Raw genomic sequence first — 20,730 nt, forward strand, 5'->3', positions numbered from 1 at the left:
CTTGTTGTTCATATTCTGTTCATTTTGAAATGGTAAGATTGCAAATGTGATAAAAAGTAAACAGTTTTTGCTGCGGAAATTTTTAAAAAACGGGGGTAAGAAAACATGGCTTATAAAAAGAAATTAAGTTTCGTAATTCTAGTCATCGGATTACTAGCTTTAGTAGGTTGCAATACAAATGATCAAACGATGGCGGAAGAAAAAGAAGAACCAAATCGTCACCCAGTTGAAATTGTGGAAATTCAAAAGGGCGTTCTTACTAGTGAGTTGAAGCTATCTGGGAACGTGATGGCGGGTAAACAGTTAGCTGTTGTTCCTATGCTTGCTGGTGAAGTGAAAAAAGTCCATGTAAAAAACGGAGACAACGTGAAACGCGGCGATATTCTAATCGAAATTGATGGATCCGACATTGAACTAAATGTTTCCCAAGCTCGTGCTGGTCTTGAAGCAGCTGAGGCAAATTTAAGTGGAACAAAAGCAATGAGGGATCAGAGTATACGTCAAGCTGAAATTCAAGTCGCGCAAACAAAAGAACTATATTCAATGCTTCAAGGTGCCCAAACTACTGAACAAATCGCTCTTGATGAAATTCCAGAAGAACTTCAAGAAGTGCTTAATCGTTTAGTACAAAGTAATATGCCTACAGAAGCAGATGTTAAACAAGCAAAAACAGCTGCCGAACAGGCTGAAATGGCATTAGCGCAAGCAAAGAGAACTGAACAAATTGATGCGGCAAATGCTTCGGTTAAACAAGCGAAAATTGCAGTTGAAATGGCAGAGAAACAAAAGAAAAACATCGTAGTAACAGCACCAATTGATGGTCAAATTTCAAATTTCACAACGAGTGTAGGGGCAATCGTATCGCCTCAAATGCCACTATTACAACTTGTTCAAATGGATGAGCCTGTTGTTCACCTCAATGTAAGTGAAGCGATGTTAGCAAATATTAAAGTTGACCAAGAAGTAGAGGTTCAAATTCGCTCACTAAATCAAACGTATGAGGGACGGATAACTTATATTGGCATTATGCCAGCAGAGCAATCACGTGCCTATCCAGTTGAAATAGTCTTAAAGAACCCAGATAACAATTTAAGAGTTGGGATGCTTGCAGAGGTAATTTTAAGTCCATCGATTGAAAACAAGGAAATCCTTGTCCCTGTTACAGCGGTAACAATTGAAAATGATGAGAGAGTCATCTTTGTAACTAGTGATGGGGCAACCGTTGAAAGACGTGTAATTACGATTAATGGCGAAACGACAGAGTGGTTTAGTGTGCAAAGCGGGTTAAATCAAGGTGAATACGTAGTTGTAAGGGGTACTCATCAGCTTTATGATGGAGCGTTTATTAATATTCGTAATGATGTTGGGCAGAAGTTTGATCAGCAATTAGATACTTCAAACGACGATCAATCTACTGAGGAAGAAACTAATTCTTCTTTGGACGAAGAGACTGATAATTAGGTCGAAAAAAACGGAGGAACATACATGAGTTTAATAAAACAATCTGTCAAACGCCCAGTCGGTGTCATTATCGTCGCTCTCGTCATGATTATGTTAGGAGTGGTATCGCTCACTGGATTGAAAGTAGATTTAATGCCAGATTTACAATTACCAATTGTTGCCGTTTCAACCCCTTATAATGGTGCTGCACCGCAGGAGGTTGAAAATTTAGTTACTCGACCTCTCGAGGGTGTACTAACGGCCACAGAAGGATTATCAACGCTTCAGTCAATATCGACTCAAAATCAGTCATTGATTATTTTAATGTATGATTTTAATACTGACTTGGATGCAGTTATGCTGGACCTTCGTGACCGAATCGACATCGTCCGACAAGCACTACCAGACGGTGCTGGAAATCCTACGCCAATGCGCTTTGATCCTAACCAAATGCCAATCATCCAGGTGGGTATTTCGGCTGAGACGGATTTGACAAGATTGACATATATCTCAGAAGATCTTATTATCCCTAGAATTGAACGGATTCCAGGTGTAGCTTCTGTTAATTTAACTGGAGGACAGGAACGAGAAATCATTATTGAACCTGATTTAACTTTATTACAACGTTACGGTCTAACTGTTTCGCAGCTAGCCCAGATTGTTGGTGGGGAAAACTTGAGTGCACCAGCTGGTGAAATTAAGCGTGGTGGCCAAGATATGTCGCTAAGGATTGTTGGTGAATTTCGATCAATTTCCGATATAGAGAATATTAATGTTCGTACAAGAACTGGTCAGACTATTAAGCTAACAGATATTGCAGAAGTTAAAGATACATTTCGGAAGATGTCATCGTTTGCGTATGTGAACGGAGAACCAACTCTCAGTATTGATATCTCAAAACAAACTGACGCAAATACATTAGATGTATCTAATTTAGTTTCCAAAGAACTTGAACGCCTTCAAAAAGAATTACCACAAGGTGTTACCTTAACAACTATTATGGATTCCGCTCTTTTCATTAAAGGATCTATTAGTAGTGTTGTTATGAATATGCTGCTAGGTGGAGCAATGGCGATTTTAGTTTTATTAGTTTTTTTGAGAAGCTTTCGAAGCACGTTAATAATTGGACTTTCGATTCCGATTGCAGTTATTTCAGCTTTTACGCTACTTTATTTTTCAGGTCAAACTATTAATATCATTACCCTAGGTGGACTTGCGTTAGGAATTGGTTTACTAGTTGATAGCTCGATTGTCATACTAGAAAACATCTATAAATATCGAGAAAGAGGCTATAGTAGAATTGATGCTGCGATTAAAGGTGCATCAGAAGTATCCTCTGCAGTTATAGCCTCTACGATGACAAGTATGGTTGTGTTTGTACCGATTGTTTTCACACAAGGGATTGCAGCAGAAATATTCTTGCCATTAGCACTAACAGTCGGATTTACATTAATAGCCTCATTAGTTGTTGCATTGACAATAGTTCCAATGTTATCAGGCTTATTATTACCTGATATGAAGGTAGAAGAAGACCCTAAAGGAATAAGGAAACTAATGGCAAGCATTGGTGATCTTCTTGAGAGACTAAACAATCGATATCGTCATGTCTTAAGATGGTCGATAAATCATAAAAAAACGATTGTCTTTGGAACGCTGTTTCTATTAATCGCAAGTCTTGGAACGGTTAAATTTGTGGGAATGGAATTAATTCCGTCATTTGACCAAGGAGAGATTACGGCGAGCTTTGAAGTACCTCCAGGGACAACATTGGAAGAAACGAGGGAAACAGTCAAAGAGTTAGAAGCCTTTTTACTTGATACAGGGATCACTGAAGTGGTTCAAACCACGATAGGTGGTGGAGGTATGATGGGTATGGGAGGTGGAAGCTCAAATGGAGGTAATTTTTATATTCGTCTAATACCTACTAATGATAGAGAAGTTACTACTAACCAAGTCATTGAGGAGTTCCGTAGTTTCGCAGAAACGATCCCAAATATTGATCTTACGGTTCGATCTTTTGAAAGTGATGGTATGGGTGGGAACCCGATCGATATTGAAATCAGGGGTGATGACTTAGAAACCCTTAAGTTTATTGCAGATGACTTAGCAAATATCATCAGTGAAGTCCCCGGGGCAGCAAACATTACCCATTCGATGGGAGAAACAAGACCGGAGATGCAACTACGGGTTAATCGAGATCTAGCTAATCAATACGGATTATCATACGCAGAAATTATGGATACTGTCAGAAGTAGTATTAATGGTCAAGTCGCTTCACTCATGCGAACGCAAGGTCAGGAAATTAGTATCTCAGTGATCTTACCAGAAGAATTTCGTGAAAACTTTACGCAATTGCAAAATCTGCCGTTATTAACGCCAACAGGAGATACGATACCACTATCAACAATCGCAGATTTTGTGCAGACTGACGGGCCAAATGTGATTACTCGTCAAAATCAATCGCGAGGTGTATCTATTTCTGGGGATATTATTGACCGCGACTTAGGAAGTGTCATAGCTGATATCGAAGCTGAATTAAATCAATATATTTTCCCAGAAGGTTATGATTATCATACAGGTGGAGAATATGAACAGATGATGGAGGCATTTACCGATTTAGTGCTTGCATTAGCGCTAGCAATTTTTCTAGTTTATGCAGTTATGGCCTTCCAATTTGAAAAAGTATTATATCCATTCATTGTTATGTTTAGTCTTCCAGCGACATTCATTGGAATTATGGCAGGCTTCTTATTAACGGGGCGACCGCTAAGTGCGCCAGCCTTTATTGGAATTATAATGTTAGCGGGAATTGTCGTTAATAACGCAATCATTTTGGTGGACTATATTAACAAATTAAGAGAAAAAGGGATGACAATAGAAGAAGCTATTCTAGATGCGGGTCCGACAAGACTACGTCCCATCCTGATGACAATGTTAACAACAGTTTTAGCGATGCTACCACTTGCGATTGGGCTAGGTGAAGGAGCAGAGCTTCAAGCGCCTATGGCAACTGTTATTGTCTTTGGACTAACATTCTCGACATTTATCACCTTGCTACTTGTCCCTGTCATCTACATCTATACAGACCAATTTACAAACTGGTGGAAAAACTTGTTTATGCGTGAGAAAAAGGAGAAAAGCGAAGCAATATAAACATTCAAATTGTAGTGAAGTCAAACTATCCACTAACTTCTATGGAGGTATCTTTAAAGGTGAAGACCTTTGAAGATACCTTTTTTCTGTTATGATAGTTTTTGATTTTAACAGAGTCCTATCAACTTTTTATTGGAAAAGCGCTGCTGACATAGTATTCGCTACCATTTCCCATGGGAAAATTGTGATAAATATGGTATAATTTTCTGAAAATAACAAAAAAAGAAAATGGAGGAATGTAAATGGAAAAGGTGGTAAATGCAATTCAAGATAGTTATCCGGAAGATTTTTCTTGGTGTTATGGCTGTGGACAGTTAAATAATAGTGGTCATCATTTTCGTACAGGCTGGCAAGGTGAGCAAACGATTACCATTTACGAGCCGTTACCAGAGCATACAGCTATTCCTGGTTTTGTTTATGGAGGATTAATTGCATCGTTAATTGATTGCCATGGAACTGGTTCATCATCACTGGCATTGCATCAAAAAAATGGTCATGAAGTTGGAACGGGAACGCCCCCACGATTTGTGACTGCATCTTTACACGTCGACTTTCTAAAACCAACGCCACAAGGGGTTCCATTAAAAGCAATCGGGACGGTTGAGGAGATCCACCCTAAAAAGTGGAAAGTACATACAGAGGTTTATGCTCAGGACGTACTATGTGCTAAAGGAGAAGTGGTTGCAGTAGTCATGCCGAGTACATTTGCGTCCCAACAGCTGTAAACTTTTCTTCTGAATCTTAATAAAGGGTCTGTAAAAAAGCGAAACTTAGTGCCGCTGGAATTATTTTCTTAACCAAGAAATCAATTATTTTAGGCTTGACCGTTTTTTTCATCGCTTTGCCACAATCCAATACTCAAAATAGCCTCTGCTTCCGTTATTATATAACTAGGCGAAAGATTAATTACACATAATTAGGAGGCCCTCTATGAGTTGTTGCGGATGTTCAAAATTAGAAGATGGTAAGGCGATTGTTGATCATGTGATGAGCAAAGGTAAAGAAAACCAGCCACCGAAAGTAACCCACGAGATTACATGTCAATGTGGCGAAGTTTTCACATTTGGCAAGCTAGTCACAAACTGCCCAAAATGCAAAATGACTTATGCTGTGACAGGGTGTAATTCAATTGATAAAAGTAAGATACGACCTGCTGGCATCAATTATACAGGAAAAGCTTGTATTACGAACTCATAAGAATTCAAATAGATAGTTATACGAACCAAGAGTATTGTAAAGGACAGTTAAACCGGATACAAAGCAAAACGCACCGATTTTCCAAACGGAGATCTGGTGCGATTTTTTTGATTTACAAGCAAAATATTTCCTATATCAAACGAAATTCGGTAAGATGGAAAAGTGAAAATAGAATTAAAGGAGAATTAATAATGCAAGAACTTACCTTATTTCAAACATTATCAGAACGACATTCAGTTCGAAAATATGAGCCAGGTGTTGCAATTTCAAAAGAGGAGTTACATGAGCTGCTACAGTATGCTGCATTAGCACCATCTTCATGGAACTTACAGCACTGGCGTTTTCTTGTGATTGATGAGCAACAGAAAAAAGAGGAGTTGCTACCAATCACGTACAATCAAAGGCAAGTTGTTGATAGCGCGGTGACGGTGGCGATTTTAGGTGACTTAGAAGCAAATAAAGAAGCTGAAGGTATTTATGGTGCTGCGGTGGAAAAGGGATTCATGCCAGAACATGTCAAAGCTACGTTAGTTGGTCAAATTAATAAAGCTTACTCAGGTGATACGACGTTCCCACGTGATGAAGCGTTTTTAAATGGCTCTTTAGCTGCAATGCAATTAATGTTAGCAGCGAAAGCGAAGGGCTATGACACTTGTCCAATGGGGGGCTTTGATAAGGAAAAGTTTGTTCAAGTGTTTAAAGTTCCAAACAGATACGTGCCTGTCATGCTTCTGACGATAGGTAAAGCTGCAACGCCAGCTCATCAATCGGCTCGAAAACCAATCGAAGATATGATCATCTCAAATACGTTTTAATTGAATAGGATTGAAAAAAGGGTGACTCAAAATAGGGTTCAGACGCCTCAAGTACTATCTATATTTATATAGAAATTTCTTGAGGTGGCCTGACCACTCCTGGGTCACCCTGTCTTTTGTCTAATTGATTTTAGGCTCGATATAGATTGTTGTTGTACCATATATTTAACAGAGAACCAAATTTTCATTATTATCATTCCGTGTTTTTGAATAAAATGTGAGGATTGTAGAATAGCATTATATAGTAGAGGGATTTGCAGGAGGGTGAATATAGTGTCTTCAAATGACGCGGTAAGCCAAGTTTCTGAGAGTTTGCCAGAAAATAAGATTGTCCTGTTTTGGAGCTTTACTGTTTGGTTAGTAGTGATGAATACAACAATGTTTAATGTAGCTTTGCCGAATGTGCTATTTGATCTTTCGTTAACATCAGCAACTGCTGCATGGATCGTTTCGGGGTATTCTATCGTGTTTGCGATCGCGACGTTAACATACAGTCGATTGTCGGACTTCATTCCATTAGCAAGACTATTGCAGATCGGGCTTATGATCCTAGGGATAGCTTCGGTGATCGGTTTTTTTGCTAGTAATTTTTATTTGATCTTAATGGCTCGAATTTTACAAGCAGCTGGAGCTGGGGCAGTTCCAGGCTTAGGGATGGTGCTAGCTAGTCGCTATATTCCAATTTCAAGAAGAGGGAAGGCAATGGCATATATATCCTCTGGTGCGTCACTAGGCTTCGGTCTAGGACCCGTTATAGGTGGAATTATAACCCAATACTTAGGCTGGAATTATCTTTTTGTTGTTACTGGCTTTGTCTTTTTGTTAATGCCTATTTTTATGAGATTATTACCAAAAGAGGTTGTAAAGGTTGGCCAATTTGATCTAGTTGGTGCTGTGCTAACTGGATTAGCTGTGACAGGATTTCTGTTGTTTCTTTCCACGTATTCGGTTATTTTACTCGTTGTTACGGTAGGATTAGCAGGACTATTATGGAGACATCTAAAATTAATTGAGTTGCCATTTATCCAACCAAAACTATTGAAAAATAGGCAATATACGAAATTGCTTTATATCGGCTTTATCGCATTTGTGCTACATTTTACGGCACTATTTTTGATGCCAATTATTCTAACTACCGTGTTTGGTAAAGAACCGGCAGCAGTTGGTTTGATTATTTTTCCTGGAGCAATATTATCGGCGATCGCTGCTCAATTTATCGGGCGCGTCATCGATCGCTTCGGAAATATCCCTGTCATTGTCTTCGGTCAAAGCCTTTTTGTGATATCAACCGTCTTATTTGCTACGACAGCAAAGATTGGACCTGGTTTTATTCTTTTCACCTATATGTTTCTGAGTGTTGGCTTTTCTGCGCTAACGTCAAGTGTTTCTAACGAGTATTCAAGGATTTTACCAAAAGAAGAAATCGGAACGGGTATTGGATTAGCGCAATTGTTGCAATTTTTTGGCGGAGCGTTTGGGGTAACAATGACCGGGTTAATGTTAGCACAAAATATGACCTATCAATACATTTTCATCGTCTTAATCGTACTCATCTTGAGTTCATTTTCGGTATTCGGTTTATATACAAAAACTAAAAAAAGATTGATCGTGGAGGGTTGATGAAAGGATGCAATAGCTATTTATGCTAATGTGTCCTTTTTTCTTTTTACAACTGCTAGTATAATTACGGATGAGGCTCGTTTTAAGATTATTAGAAATGATGGTGAATGATGAAAATTGAGTATGAAAATAACATCATCGAGTTTGATGTTCAATATGGAAAGAGAAAAAAGCTCTCTATTCAGCTAAGTTCGACTGGTTTTATTACAGTTAAAGTCCCACGAGAGGCAACGGAAGAAATGATCAAAAGTGCTGTCAGGCAAAAAGCTAGTTGGATCTTAGAGAAATTACAGAAAATTAAGCAAGCTCAAGAAGGTCCAAAGCAAAGGCAGTATCATGATCAAGGCAAGTTTTTGTATCTTGGCAAGGAGTATTTTCTTCATGAATTAATAGAAACTAGTGAAACAGAGGAAGAGAAACTAAAACTAGTCTTAAAAAAATTTTATTTTTCTAGCTGTAAGAAGATCATTGGAGAACGGATTAAAATTTATCAGAAACAACTAGGCGTAAAGCCAAAAGTCGTTGATGTCATAGAGTCGAAAGTCAAATGGGGAAGCTGTAGTTCCGATAAGAAAATTTGCTTTAATTATCGACTTGCGATGGCACCGATCGAGGTTATCGATTATGTCATTGTCCACGAACTGTGTCATCTTCTTCATATGAACCATGATCGCTCGTTTTGGAGGCGTGTTGGCAGTATTGTTCCCGATTATAAGAAAAAAGAAGAATACCTAGCAAGGCATGGACAAAATATGACCCTATAATTTGGTGCCAGGCACCATCTGATTTCAAATTAGGTGCCTGGCACCTCTGTTATGCAAAACTATAATGAAACTTTTTATGCTATGAAGCGTTATTAATAAATAAGAAAGTTTTGGGAGGGGTAATCAATGAAGTTTTTTAAAATGATAATTGTCGGCTTATTGGTAATTAGCTTATTGATAAACGCCCGTTTATTATTAAGGTTCAGCGATTTTGAAAATCAGGTGAATTCAATTTATTATAGTCAAAATGATATTAGGAGTACTGTAGAAGATCAAGCTAGTAATTTTTACGGGATATTGGAAGAATTTAAGAGGGAGCAAAGTTGGATTAGTCCGGTAAGAATGGAAGTTGGAAATAAAAACCTAGGATCCGGACAAATGCAGTTGAATTTTAACTGGCAAATAAGAGAGTTAGTAACTAATTCTGAAGTTGTCTTTCATTACAAATTAGGTGAAGACCCAAAATATAGTTCAGCTCCTGCTGTTGAGATTGGAAAAGGGTTATTTGAAGTGAGTATTCCTTTTGATTTTCAATTGGAGCCTGAGTGGTATACAGCAGTTTCGGTGGGAAGCAGTACGAATATGGAAGCAGATGCAATTGATGAGGGATACATGAGAGACTATAATAAAAGTGAAATTTCGTATTATGTCACCGTTTCAAAAAATGATTTAGTAAAAAGTGGAGAAATCATTACAGATAATATTGGTTATTTAGGGAACCATTATTATGGCAGTCTTGAAACCTTTGTTGATATCTATGATGAGGGTTTCCATCTATCAGTTTTGACAATGCCATCTAATGGCAAAGTTTTTCTAAAAGATGCTTATTTAAATAAATATAAAAATGGGCAATTAATCGAAGAAGAAAAGTTAGATTTTAGTGAAGCTGATCATGACTCAAATTGGGATATAGAAGAGCACGGTTTTCATTATCATAAAAATTTTCCGAATTTGCCGAATGAAAAATTCGAGTATACGAGCTTAGTTTTGAAAGTTATTTATAGTGATGGTAATTCTTTTGAGAGAGAGATTTTTTCTGATTAATTGTAAAGGTGCTATGTTTATTATTGATCCTAATTAAGCAACGAGTAGACTAGAAAATAAAAAAGCGTATCCTTCATTCTTATATTCTTGAAGGATACGCTTTTTATGTTTTGTATGAATTCCCCTGACAAAAGAACTAACGTTCGTTATAATCGAATTAGCTTCACTTTAAATTAAATGAGTGGAAAATGTTACTCTACTTTCTAAAAAAAGAATAATAGGTGAATAAATGATGGACCAAAATAATTTAAGAGTTTCGGTACGAAATTTAGTCGAGTTTGTGATGATGAGTGGTAGTATCGAAATGGGTGCTGGTGGCGCTCATATTTTAGAAGAGGGCACAAAAACGCACCAACGTCTGCAGAAAGATCGGGAAGATAATTATCAAAAAGAAGTGACATTAACAGAGGAGTTTACACGAAATGGTTTCACCGTTACCGTTCATGGCAGATGTGATGGAATTATTACTGAAAAAACTGGTGTTGTCATTGAAGAAATTAAATCAACAGCAAGGACTTTAGTGAACATAAGAAAAGAGGACAATCCGACGTATTGGGCACAAGCGATGGTGTACGCTTATGTGTATGCAAAACAAAATAACCTTGAGCAAATCGATATTCATCTCATTTATGCCAGTAGACAGAACCTAGAAACTGTCACCTTTCAAGACACGTTTACCAAACAAGAACTAACCATCTTTATAGAAGAACTATTGGACGATTATCTTCATTTTCAACATATACGATTTACGCAAAGGTCCAATCGCCAAGCGAGTATTTCTGCGCTATCATTTCCTTTCAGTACTTACCGACATGGACAACGCGATCTTGTGAAGGCTGTTTATAAAACGATTACCGAACAAAAAAGGCTGTTTGCGAAGGCTTCGACTGGGATAGGGAAGACCATGTCGACGATTTTCCCAACGGTCAAAGCGGTAGGTGAAGGAAAAGCTGAACGAATTCTTTATATAACAGCAAAAACGATTACTAGACAAGTAGCAGAAGAGGCCTTTTTATTGTTGAATAAGAACGGGCTTGTTTGGTGTACGGTTACTATCACAGCGAAGGAAAAGGTTTGCTTTCAAGAGGAAGTCTATTGTTCAAAAGAGCATTGTCCCTTTGCTGAAGGCTACTACGATCGCCTTAAGGAAGGCTTAATCGATATATTAACAAAGGAACAATTAATAGACAGGACAACAATCGAGACTTATGCGAGGAAACATCAACTTTGTCCATTTGAGTTCTCACTTGATGTTGCCTTACACGCAGATGCGGTCATTTGCGATTACAACTATTTTTTCGATCCTAGGGTTAAAATGGTACGCTGGAGCGAGTACCATAAAGAAACGGTGTTGCTAATCGATGAAGCTCATAATTTGGTCGATCGGGCGAGAGCGATGTTTTCTGCAGTGCTTTCTAAATCGGCTTTTCTAGAAGCGAGTCGGATACTGAAAGGGAACGATGAACCCCTTTACCAAGCGACAAAAGCCATAAATGACCTGTTGCTACAATGGAAAAAGGAACTAATGGCGAAGGATCAGTTTGACTTTCTTGAGTTACCAGAACACGTTGTTCACTTGGTAGAGGAGTTTGTCGATCTTGGTGATCGTTGGCTATCTGATTTGGGAAATCATCTTGAAGACCACTACAATGTCGTAAAAGATCTATTTTACGTCGCGCAGGCGTTTTGTCGAGTTGCGAGTATGTATGATGACCATTATCGGACGTTGGTAACGACCTACAAAAGCGAGGTCGAAGTCAAGCTTCTATGTATTGATCCTTCTAGACTAATTCGGAGCGCAACAAAAAAAACCAAAGCGACGATCTTTTTTTCGGCAACGTTACATCCCCTCGGCTATTTTCAAACCGTATTGGGAGGTGAAGACGTTGATTATTTTCAAGATTTACCATCACCGTTTGATGAAAACAAGGTTGAGGTAATTGTAAGTCCGATATCGACGAAGTACAAAGAACGTCCTGCATCAATTGATAAAATCATCATTGATTTAAAAGAAATATTTCATCAGCGTACAGGAAATTACTTAGTTTTTTTCCCTTCCTATGAATACTTGGCACAAGTGCTAGAACAATATCAGGAAGTTGCATGTACTGAAAAAATTGAGCTACTTGTTCAAGCGCAAGCGATGTTTGAAGAAGAAAGAGAAGCTTTTTTAGCTAAGTTTCAACCTATATCTTCTGGAGTAAGAATTGGTTTTGCCGTGTTAGGCGGTATTTTTTCTGAGGGTGTAGACCTCCGCGGTGATCGTTTAAATGGGGTTTGTATTATTGGTGTAGGTCTCCCGAGAATTTCCGAGGAGCAAGATTTGATGAAGCGATATTATTCCCTACAAGGGTATCATGGCTTTGATTTTGCCTATGTTTATCCTGGGATGAATAAAGTTCATCAGGCAGGCGGAAGGCTAATTCGTTCGGAGGAGGATGAAGGAGTGATCATTCTGATGGATGACCGTTACTTGTCGACTAAATATCGAAGTTTATTACCTAGTGAGTGGCAGAATTATAGAAAGCTTTAATTCATCAACTTAGCAAGGGGTTGTCCTATAAGAAAAACTAACCCTGTTTAGGCTGGAAAACTAGCATTTATATGTTTTTAAGTGAGACTTATAAATAAAGTCGTTACAAAATAAAGGTTTTTACTAATCGCAATTACGAAACCTGACCTTTTTCGACAAAATAGCTTATTTTCCGACAATATCCCTATATTAACGAGACGAAACATATGGTATCATATTTTTACTATGTACAACTTAGATACTACTTAGGAGGTTTTGTTATGGAATTAGTTAAAAAAATGAAATTAGATGATACTACGAAAAAGAATTCAATCATGTTCTATACATATTCTTTTTCGATTTTTGTAGGCTTGTTATATGGTCTAATCTATAAAAATATCGATTTATCCATTTTTTATGGTTCCCAATTGATCGTCTTTTCTCTATTATTTTTTGTGGTAAATAAAACGTTAAAGAAAGTTACTTTATTCTCATATTTAAGTATTGTGACGATATATAGCTTCACGTTTTATTCGATGATAGCTGGAATTTCTAGTAATATGTCAGTCATTATTATTATCTTTTTCTTAAGTGTTTTCTCTGTTCTGCACTTTAACAAGATACTATTGATAATTGGTTATGGATATGGGCTTGTGATGCTGATCAGTTTTTTCTTGATTTATGATAATTATGAAGATTTATTTGTAAGTACTTTGCTTATTTATATTTTGACAGGAGTTTTGTTAGCAACAATAACAAAATTGGCTCAGGATCAATTCTCAAAACTACAGGAGTTTCTAACTGAAGCACAACACGAGGCTAGCAGGAAAGAGCAGCAAAAGCTTCATTTAGAGAAAGAAGTTGCTGTAATCGTTGAAAGTTTGATGAATGCAAATGGAAAAGTTCAAAATAGTGTCGCAGCTCAAGAAGAAATGCAATCTTCAATCAATGAAGTGTCGGTTGGAAGCCAAACGCAAAGTGAACAAATCTCGTTAATAGCTGAAACTGCTAGTGAAACGAGAGAATCTATGGATCAACTTGGTGAAGTTTCAAAAACATTACTAAAGGAATCTGAGCATGCAGCAACCGTTTCGAAAGATGGAGAACTAAAGATTAATGAACTAACTGGTGAAATGGAAGAAATGAAACTAGTTATTGAGGAATTAAATGACACATTTGCTATTTTAACGAGAAAAATAGAAGAAACGAATTCATTCACTGATAATATTAAGCAAATCTCCGAGCAAACGAATTTACTTGCGTTGAATGCTTCAATTGAGGCAGCCCGGGCTGGAGAGGCTGGACGGGGGTTCTCAGTAGTTGCATCAGAGATCCGCAATTTAGCAGAAATGACGAATCAAACGGCAGAGAAAATCACGGAAAACTTACGTGAATTAAATACTAGTAACCAAAGCGCTGTAAATAAAATGGCAAATAGTACGACGAAAATCAAAGACAGCGTAGAAACGACAAACTTAGCGAACGAGTCCTTTAAATTACTTTCGATGACGTTAGCTAAATTAAATGCCACATTTGCTCAATTTCAAAAGCTTTCTGACGATGTTAAAACAAAATCGGTATCGGTAGAATTGTCGACAAATGAGCTTGCTGCAATAATCGAAGAAACAGCTGCTAGTCTTGAAGAAATGAGCGCAACAATCGAAAGCATTAATGTTGATAGCCAGAAGATCGCCGAATACATGCAAGAAACAACAGAGCGTGCAACAAACCTAATATAAATGTAGGTACCATCATTTAGGTGCCAGGCACCAATGCAACATTGGTGCCTGGCACCTTATTAAATAATACATTTATCTATAATAGGTTATATTAACTAGGTAATTTACTTATTAGACAAATTAAGTTTACTCATATTACAACGTTTATGGTAAAATAGAAGTAGTTATTAAATGACTTTCTTGTAACACTCGAGACTAAAAGACTAGTTTTTAAAGCTGTATACTACCTAAAAGAATATTTCAATTGAAATGGCAAACTTACTGAAAGGTAAGGACGCAAAGCTTCAGACCTAATGGTTATTAAACTTAAGGTGGCTGAGTTACCAAAGGAGAATTAGCTGACAAGTTATTTCCATTGGAGATAGCTTTTTATTTTTATTTTTATTTTTTGAAAGTTAGGGGGGACGTAGGATGCTTCCAAGAAGAATAGCTGTGTGGATTCCGATTATTGTTGTACTTTTATTTTATGGATGGTGTTTTGTTTTTAAGGATGATCAAACGCTAAGAACTTTAGGTGCGAGTGGTTTTCCAATCATTGGTACAATTATTAGTTTTATATGGATTATGAGAGCTTATCGCAAAACGAATGAAGATAAACTGTTTTGGCTATTGCTTGGCTTAGGAATTATTTTTACTTTTTTAGGGAATTTCCTCTGGCTTTATTCGCTTTTGGCCGAAGCAATTAAAGAATTTTCAAATACGTCCTTCTTATTTTGGTTTCTATCATACATTTTCTATTTGCTAGGACTAACTTATAAAACGAAAAAAATTAGCGGTTCCGTAACAAATAGCCCTTATTTGTTTAACATTTTGGTGTTTATGACATCAGCGATTGTTATAAGTATACACTACTTAATCAGACCGATCTGGGAACTTTGGGATCATTCAGTTTTAGCAATGGTTTTAACAATCGCTTTCCCAATTGCGAACTTGAGCATCTTATTTATGATGACATATTTATATTATCTCTCCATACATAGTAAAGAGAGAAGAGTTATATTTTTTCTCGCAATTGCTTTCTTTTTTCAAATTGTTGCTGACTCGACTTTTTTATACTTAGCGGTCATTGGTACCTATGAGTTTGGGAGTTGGATCGATCCATTTTGGTTGATTTCAACTCTATTTATCGGGTATGCAGCATTGTTTGCAGAGAAAAATTTGACTGAAAAGGATTATAGATTAGAAAATTACGTTGAAAGTAAAGAACATCTTTTTTCATATGGTAGTGCGATTATTTTATTAGTATTTGTCTTAAATAGCTACGAGTGGAGGGGTGATGCTTTAACTGTCGGACTCATTATTATATTCTTGATGATTATTGTTCGTCAATTAGTAGTTCTAAAGAAAAATAAAACGCTAATGAGTGAGTTTAAATATTTGGCCTATCATGATTCGTTAACTGGACTCCATAACCGAGCCCGCTTTAATGAAGATTTGACTAAGATAATGGGGATGGTTAGACCAGATAGCTGTAAGGTCGGTTTACTATTAATTGACTTAGATCGCTTTAAACTTGTTAATGACACTCTTGGTCACCTCGTAGGCGATAAACTCTTAGTATGTGCTTCAGAACGACTAAAACAAACAATTGACGAAGGGCATTTCTTATATCGGATTGGTGGCGACGAATTTATTATTATCCTTCCTGGAACAACAAGGGCGCAATGTACTAGTTTAGCAAAGAAGATTATTATCGAACTTGCAAAGTCTTTCAGCATTGATAATCATGAAATTACAATAACCCCTAGTATAGGAATAAGTTTATATCCAAAACACGGTGTTACTAGCGAACAATTGTTGAAAAATGCAGATGCGGCTATGTACGTGGCAAAAGGTAAAGGGCGGAACAATTTTTGCTTTTACAATTCAGAATTAAACGAAATGCTTTCTAGAAAAATGAAGATCGAAAACGGATTACGAAAAGCTTTGAGGAAAGAGCAATTTTTGCTAAATTATCAACCGATCGTAGAGTTGCAGACGAGAAAGATTGTTGGCATGGAAGCACTATTACGTTGGCACCATCCTGAAATGGGGGCAGTTTCACCAGCAGAATTTATTCCGATCGCAGAAGAAACTGGTCAAATCATTGCAATCGGAGAATGGGTTTTAAAGACGGCATGTCAACAGAATAAAGCATGGCAAGAAGCGGGTTTTCCGGCCCTGAGTGTATCTGTTAATGTTTCGGTTCGCCAACTGCAAAGCAGTAATTTTTTCGAAACTGTGAAAAATATTTTACGAGAAACTGAACTTGAGCCGCAATTTTTAGAGCTAGAAATTACAGAGAGCATCCAAAATGTTTCTGAAACGATAATAGTATTGAAGGCGTTAAACGAACTTGGGGTCAGATCAGCGATTGATGATTTTGGCACTGGATACTCGTCATTACACATTCTTACGGAATTACCGATTAATACAATTAAAATTGATAAGTTATTTATCGATAATCTTACAGAGGCTTCTGATCACCCTTTAATAAAAACAATTATTGATATCGGTTTAAATTTAGACCTTCGTATCGTAGCTGAGGGAATCGAATCTGAGCAGCAAGTTAGCAATTTAACAAGATTTAACTGTAATTTTGGACAAGGCTTCTTATTTTCAAAACCTATAAACGCAGAACAATTTGAAAAACTATTAACAAATCAGGGTGCCAGACACCAAATGTAAAAGTTGGTGCCTGGCACCGCTCAATAAATTAGTACGAAAAAGCCAAGAAACCCCCATTAGAAGGGGGATTTTTGGCTTTTCATCTAGGTGCCAGGCACCTATTTATGGTAAAATACGATAATAGGTGTCTACTCTGTAAATTTTATCTACAGGAAAGTTCACTTTCTTCGATTGGATGGTTTGTCTCGATCATATTACATCTGGGTTGTTTGAAAGTGAACTTTCATTGGTGTCTGGCACCGACATTATATTGGAGGTTAATGTTATGGAACAAGCATTAGAAAGAATTAAAATGCAACTAGCACAAATGGACAGGGAAAATAAATGGACTGAGGTTGATCGAGATGAGGTTATTGATCTATTAATTTTTGAAGAAATTAAAGCAGCCTCGTATCAGTTCGGCTATGAAAAAGTTGGAAAGACTGTTGAATTTCTTCTAAAAGAATGCGAGCAACTAAAGTAAGAAAGAGTGTCAAAAGAAGAGTAGCACACCTTCGAATTAGAGATGTCAGAAAATTTAATATTTAAATTTAACCTATTTTATGCTAATATAACGTTAATTAGCATACTTGGAGTTGCTATACATAATCGGGACGTTTATTGTCCAAGTGGGACGCCGAATGTATCGGGTAGAGATGTTGATTATTGATAAAGTATAATTTTAAAACGGTACTGTAAATGTAGTGAAAATATAGACAGGAGGATGATTTAATGATCAATGTTACAGCAGACAACGGTTCTCTGTTACGGACCGACGTGAAAAAGCTCGGCAATATCCTTGGGGAAATTCTCGTTCATCACGGTGGTATCGAGTTACTGGAAAAAGTCGAAACAATTAGAGAGAAGACGAAGAATTTAAGGAAAAACTACAAAGAGGAACTTTATGTAAGTTTAAAAGAAGAGATTAGTAGTCTTAAGCCACCTGTACGCCAACACGTGATCCGTGCTTTTTCAATTTATTTTCATTTAGTTAATATCGCGGAGCAAAATCATCGAATCCGTCGCCAACGTCAGTACCAATTACAAGGCGAAAGTAGTGTACAACCTCTTTCAATTGAAAGTGCGGTAGCTACCTTAAAAGAAAGCAATTTTACCGAGGATACCATTCAACAGGTGTTGAATGATTTATCAATTGAACTTATTATTACAGCACATCCAACAGAGGCGACAAAAAGGACTGTACTTGAAATTCAAAAACGAATTTCACTGCTGCTTCAACAAATTGACAATCCGATGTTAAATAAAAAGCAAAGAAAAGAGTTGGATGAAAGCTTATTTAATGAAGTGACAGCACTATGGCAAACGGACGAATTACGTGACCGTAAGCCTACTGTATTAGATGAAGTAAAAAATGGTCTTTATTATTTTGATCAAACATTATTTGAGGTATTACCTGGAATCCATCAGGAAATAGAAAACCAATTACAGGGGTATTATCCAGGGCACACGTGGAAAGTACCGAATTTCCTTTTCTTTGGTTCTTGGATTGGTGGCGATCGTGATGGGAATCCAAATGTTACGCCAGAAGTTACATGGGAAACATTAAAACTACAGCGCAGGTTAGTATTAAAGAAATATAAAAAAGCAGTAACTGATTTAATGAAACGTTTTAGTCAATCAACAACTCGAGTTTCGTTCAGTGAGGAGCTTATTCAATCTGTCGAAGAAGATGAAAAGCAATATTTAGAACCAGGAGAGGCATGGACCGTTGAAGGAGAGATTTATCGCCGTAAATTCGCGGTAATACTGAAGCGTCTCCGCAGTGTAGGTGAAAATGAATTTGGCTATCGTCGAGCTGAAGAGTTACTGAAGGACCTAGTTCTCATCAAGGAAAGCGCAGAACAACATCAACCGGCGACGAATAAGCTAAAAACCATTCGAAAACTCGTTCGTCAAGTAGAGTTGTTTGGTTTCCATTTAGCGACGCTTGATATTCGTAATCATAGTGGCGAACATGAAACCGCAGTTACAGAAATTTTAAGAGCAGTTAATATTACTGAAAACTATGCCTCGCTACCTGAGGAAGAAAAGGTAGCTATTCTTGAGAGAGTCTTGAATGAGCCAAGACCGCTCTTGCTTTTACAAGAGGATTACTCAAAAGAGACGCAAGGTGTATTAAACGTCTTTCAAATGATAAAGAAAGCCCACGCGGAATTTGGAAGTCGCTCGATTGAAGTTTATCTTGTCAGTATGACGCAATCAGCTAGTGATTTACTTGAAGTTCTCGTCCTCGCAAAGGAAGCTGGGATATATCGTTTACATGCCAATGGTAGGATAGATAGTCACTTGCATGTTGCACCACTCCTTGAAACTGTCGATGATTTAATCGCAGGTCCAGGAATTATGAAGAAATTATTTCAAATGGATGTGTACCGAAATCACATTAGTGAACGTGGCAACCATCAGGAAATCATGCTTGGATACTCAGATGGAAGTAAAGATGGTGGAACTTTAACAGCCAATTGGAAGCTATTTAAAGCACAAAAAGAAATTCACGATATGGCTAAGGAATTCAATATTCGCTTGAAATTTTTCCATGGTCGTGGTGGTTCGTTAGGGAGAGGTGGCGGTCCATTACATCGCAGCATTTTATCGCAGCCAGCAGAAACGTTAGGCGATGGCGTAAAAATAACCGAGCAAGGTGAAGTACTATCATCACGTTATTTACTTGAAGATATTGCTTATCGGAACTTGGAACAAGCGGCATCTGTTTTACTTGAAGCTTCGGCAAATGCTTCGAAAAACTTACTGCAAGGCTATGTTCGGGAGACATCTTGGGAAGAGGCGATGGAGGATATTTCAAAGGATGCCTTAACGAAATACCAATCACTTGTTTTTGGTGACCCAGACTTTTTAACTTACTTTAAACAGGCAACACCATTACGTGAATTAGGCGCCTTAAATATTGGTTCAAGACCAATGAGTCGAAAGGGCAGTGAACGCTTTGAAGATTTACGTGCTATTCCATGGGTATTTGCGTGGACACAGTCACGACAAATGATCCCCGCTTGGTATGCAGCGGGTACTGGCTTACAATCGTTTGCAGCGAAAAGTGAAGCAAATTTACAATTGCTCCAAAAGATGTATGTAAGTTGGCCTTTCTTCCAATCAACGATTAACAATTTACAAATGGCACTTATGAAAGCTGACTTGCAGACAGCTAAAGAGTATATCCATTTAGTTAAGGATCAAACTATTGCTGAGAGAATTTTTAAAGATATCTCAACTGAATACAAGGTAACAAAAGATATTCTGTTACAGATCACTGGAAATCGGGAGCTTTTAGATCATACACCGAACATTCAGGAATCAATTTACAAACGTAATCCATACGTGGATCCACTTAACTTTTTACAAGTACATTTAATTCAAAACATGCGTAATACAGCTGAACCTTCTGATGAATTACTGACGGAAGTGTTATTAACAATTAGTGGTGTTGCTGCAGGGTTAGTTAATACGGGCTGATAACGAGGTTAACATTAAGTTGGTAAAGTGTTGTTTCTTAAAATACTTACCCAATTATAAAAAAACATAAAGTTTCAGCGATATTTTTAGAGGATTCTAGTCTATTATAATAGATCTAGATCCTCTATTTTATTTTTGCGGTGTTTTTCGAAGGGAGATTGCCAGTTATCTGTCCAAAACTCGTATTTATCTATCGCAAAATTAATTTTACTATCCAAACTCAACATGTTACTGTCCAAAAGCAGACTCTTTTTATCCAAACGATCTTTTTCATAATCATTAATAAACCTATTAGTAATTACATATGTATT

General features: G+C 37.3%; 13 protein-coding genes and 1 riboswitch. All 13 genes read left to right on the forward strand.

From position 1 onward, the window contains the following. Positions 1-105: 105 nt before the first annotated feature. Complete coding sequence (locus ACK4M9_RS02375; protein ID WP_409847515.1) at positions 106-1,461, forward strand: efflux RND transporter periplasmic adaptor subunit; 1,356 nt, start codon at positions 106-108, stop codon at positions 1,459-1,461. A 24-nt stretch (positions 1,462-1,485) separates the two neighbouring features. Beyond that, on the forward strand, positions 1,486-4,593 hold the full coding sequence (locus ACK4M9_RS02380) for an efflux RND transporter permease subunit (RefSeq protein WP_409847517.1): 3,108 nt from the start codon (positions 1,486-1,488) through the stop codon (positions 4,591-4,593). Between the two features lie 242 nt (positions 4,594-4,835). Continuing rightward, positions 4,836-5,318, forward strand: a complete 483-nt coding sequence (locus ACK4M9_RS02385) for a PaaI family thioesterase (RefSeq protein ID WP_409847519.1) — start codon at positions 4,836-4,838, stop codon at positions 5,316-5,318. A 205-nt stretch (positions 5,319-5,523) separates the two neighbouring features. After that, positions 5,524-5,790: a hypothetical protein gene (locus ACK4M9_RS02390; protein WP_409847521.1), complete on the forward strand. Its 267-nt coding sequence runs from the start codon at positions 5,524-5,526 to the stop codon at positions 5,788-5,790. Positions 5,791-5,981: 191 nt separating this feature from the next. Then, positions 5,982-6,605, forward strand: a complete 624-nt coding sequence (locus ACK4M9_RS02395) for a nitroreductase family protein (protein ID WP_409847523.1) — start codon at positions 5,982-5,984, stop codon at positions 6,603-6,605. A 273-nt stretch (positions 6,606-6,878) separates the two neighbouring features. Further along, complete coding sequence (locus ACK4M9_RS02400) at positions 6,879-8,225, forward strand: MFS transporter (RefSeq protein ID WP_409847525.1); 1,347 nt, start codon at positions 6,879-6,881, stop codon at positions 8,223-8,225. Positions 8,226-8,335: 110 nt separating this feature from the next. Further along, positions 8,336-8,989: a M48 family metallopeptidase gene (locus tag ACK4M9_RS02405; RefSeq protein WP_409848264.1), complete on the forward strand. Its 654-nt coding sequence runs from the start codon at positions 8,336-8,338 to the stop codon at positions 8,987-8,989. Positions 8,990-9,115: 126 nt separating this feature from the next. After that, positions 9,116-10,033 (forward strand): hypothetical protein, encoded by a 918-nt coding sequence (locus tag ACK4M9_RS02410; protein WP_409847527.1) that lies wholly within the window; start codon positions 9,116-9,118, stop codon positions 10,031-10,033. 229 nt (positions 10,034-10,262) lie between these two features. After that, positions 10,263-12,566 carry an ATP-dependent DNA helicase gene (locus tag ACK4M9_RS02415; RefSeq protein ID WP_409847528.1) on the forward strand — a complete coding sequence of 768 codons (2,304 nt, stop codon included), beginning with the start codon at positions 10,263-10,265 and terminating at the stop codon, positions 12,564-12,566. 260 nt (positions 12,567-12,826) lie between these two features. Next, on the forward strand, positions 12,827-14,284 hold the full coding sequence (locus tag ACK4M9_RS02420; RefSeq protein ID WP_409847530.1) for a methyl-accepting chemotaxis protein: 1,458 nt from the start codon (positions 12,827-12,829) through the stop codon (positions 14,282-14,284). Between the two features lie 241 nt (positions 14,285-14,525). Then, positions 14,526-14,612: riboswitch (cyclic di-GMP riboswitch) on the forward strand. Positions 14,613-14,695: 83 nt separating this feature from the next. After that, a complete protein-coding gene (locus tag ACK4M9_RS02425; RefSeq protein WP_409847533.1) occupies positions 14,696-16,951 on the forward strand; it encodes a putative bifunctional diguanylate cyclase/phosphodiesterase in 2,256 nt (751 codons plus the stop codon). Between the two features lie 265 nt (positions 16,952-17,216). Further along, entirely contained in the window at positions 17,217-17,414 is a 198-nt protein-coding gene (locus ACK4M9_RS02430) for a hypothetical protein (protein ID WP_409847536.1), read from the forward strand. A 248-nt stretch (positions 17,415-17,662) separates the two neighbouring features. After that, positions 17,663-20,419 carry a phosphoenolpyruvate carboxylase gene (ppc, locus tag ACK4M9_RS02435; RefSeq protein WP_409847538.1) on the forward strand — a complete coding sequence of 919 codons (2,757 nt, stop codon included), beginning with the start codon at positions 17,663-17,665 and terminating at the stop codon, positions 20,417-20,419. Positions 20,420-20,730: the final 311 nt, after the last annotated feature.

Origin of the sequence: Anaerobacillus sp., assembly GCF_046314235.1 — a bacterium.
Classification (GTDB): domain Bacteria; phylum Bacillota; class Bacilli; order Bacillales; family Anaerobacillaceae; genus Anaerobacillus.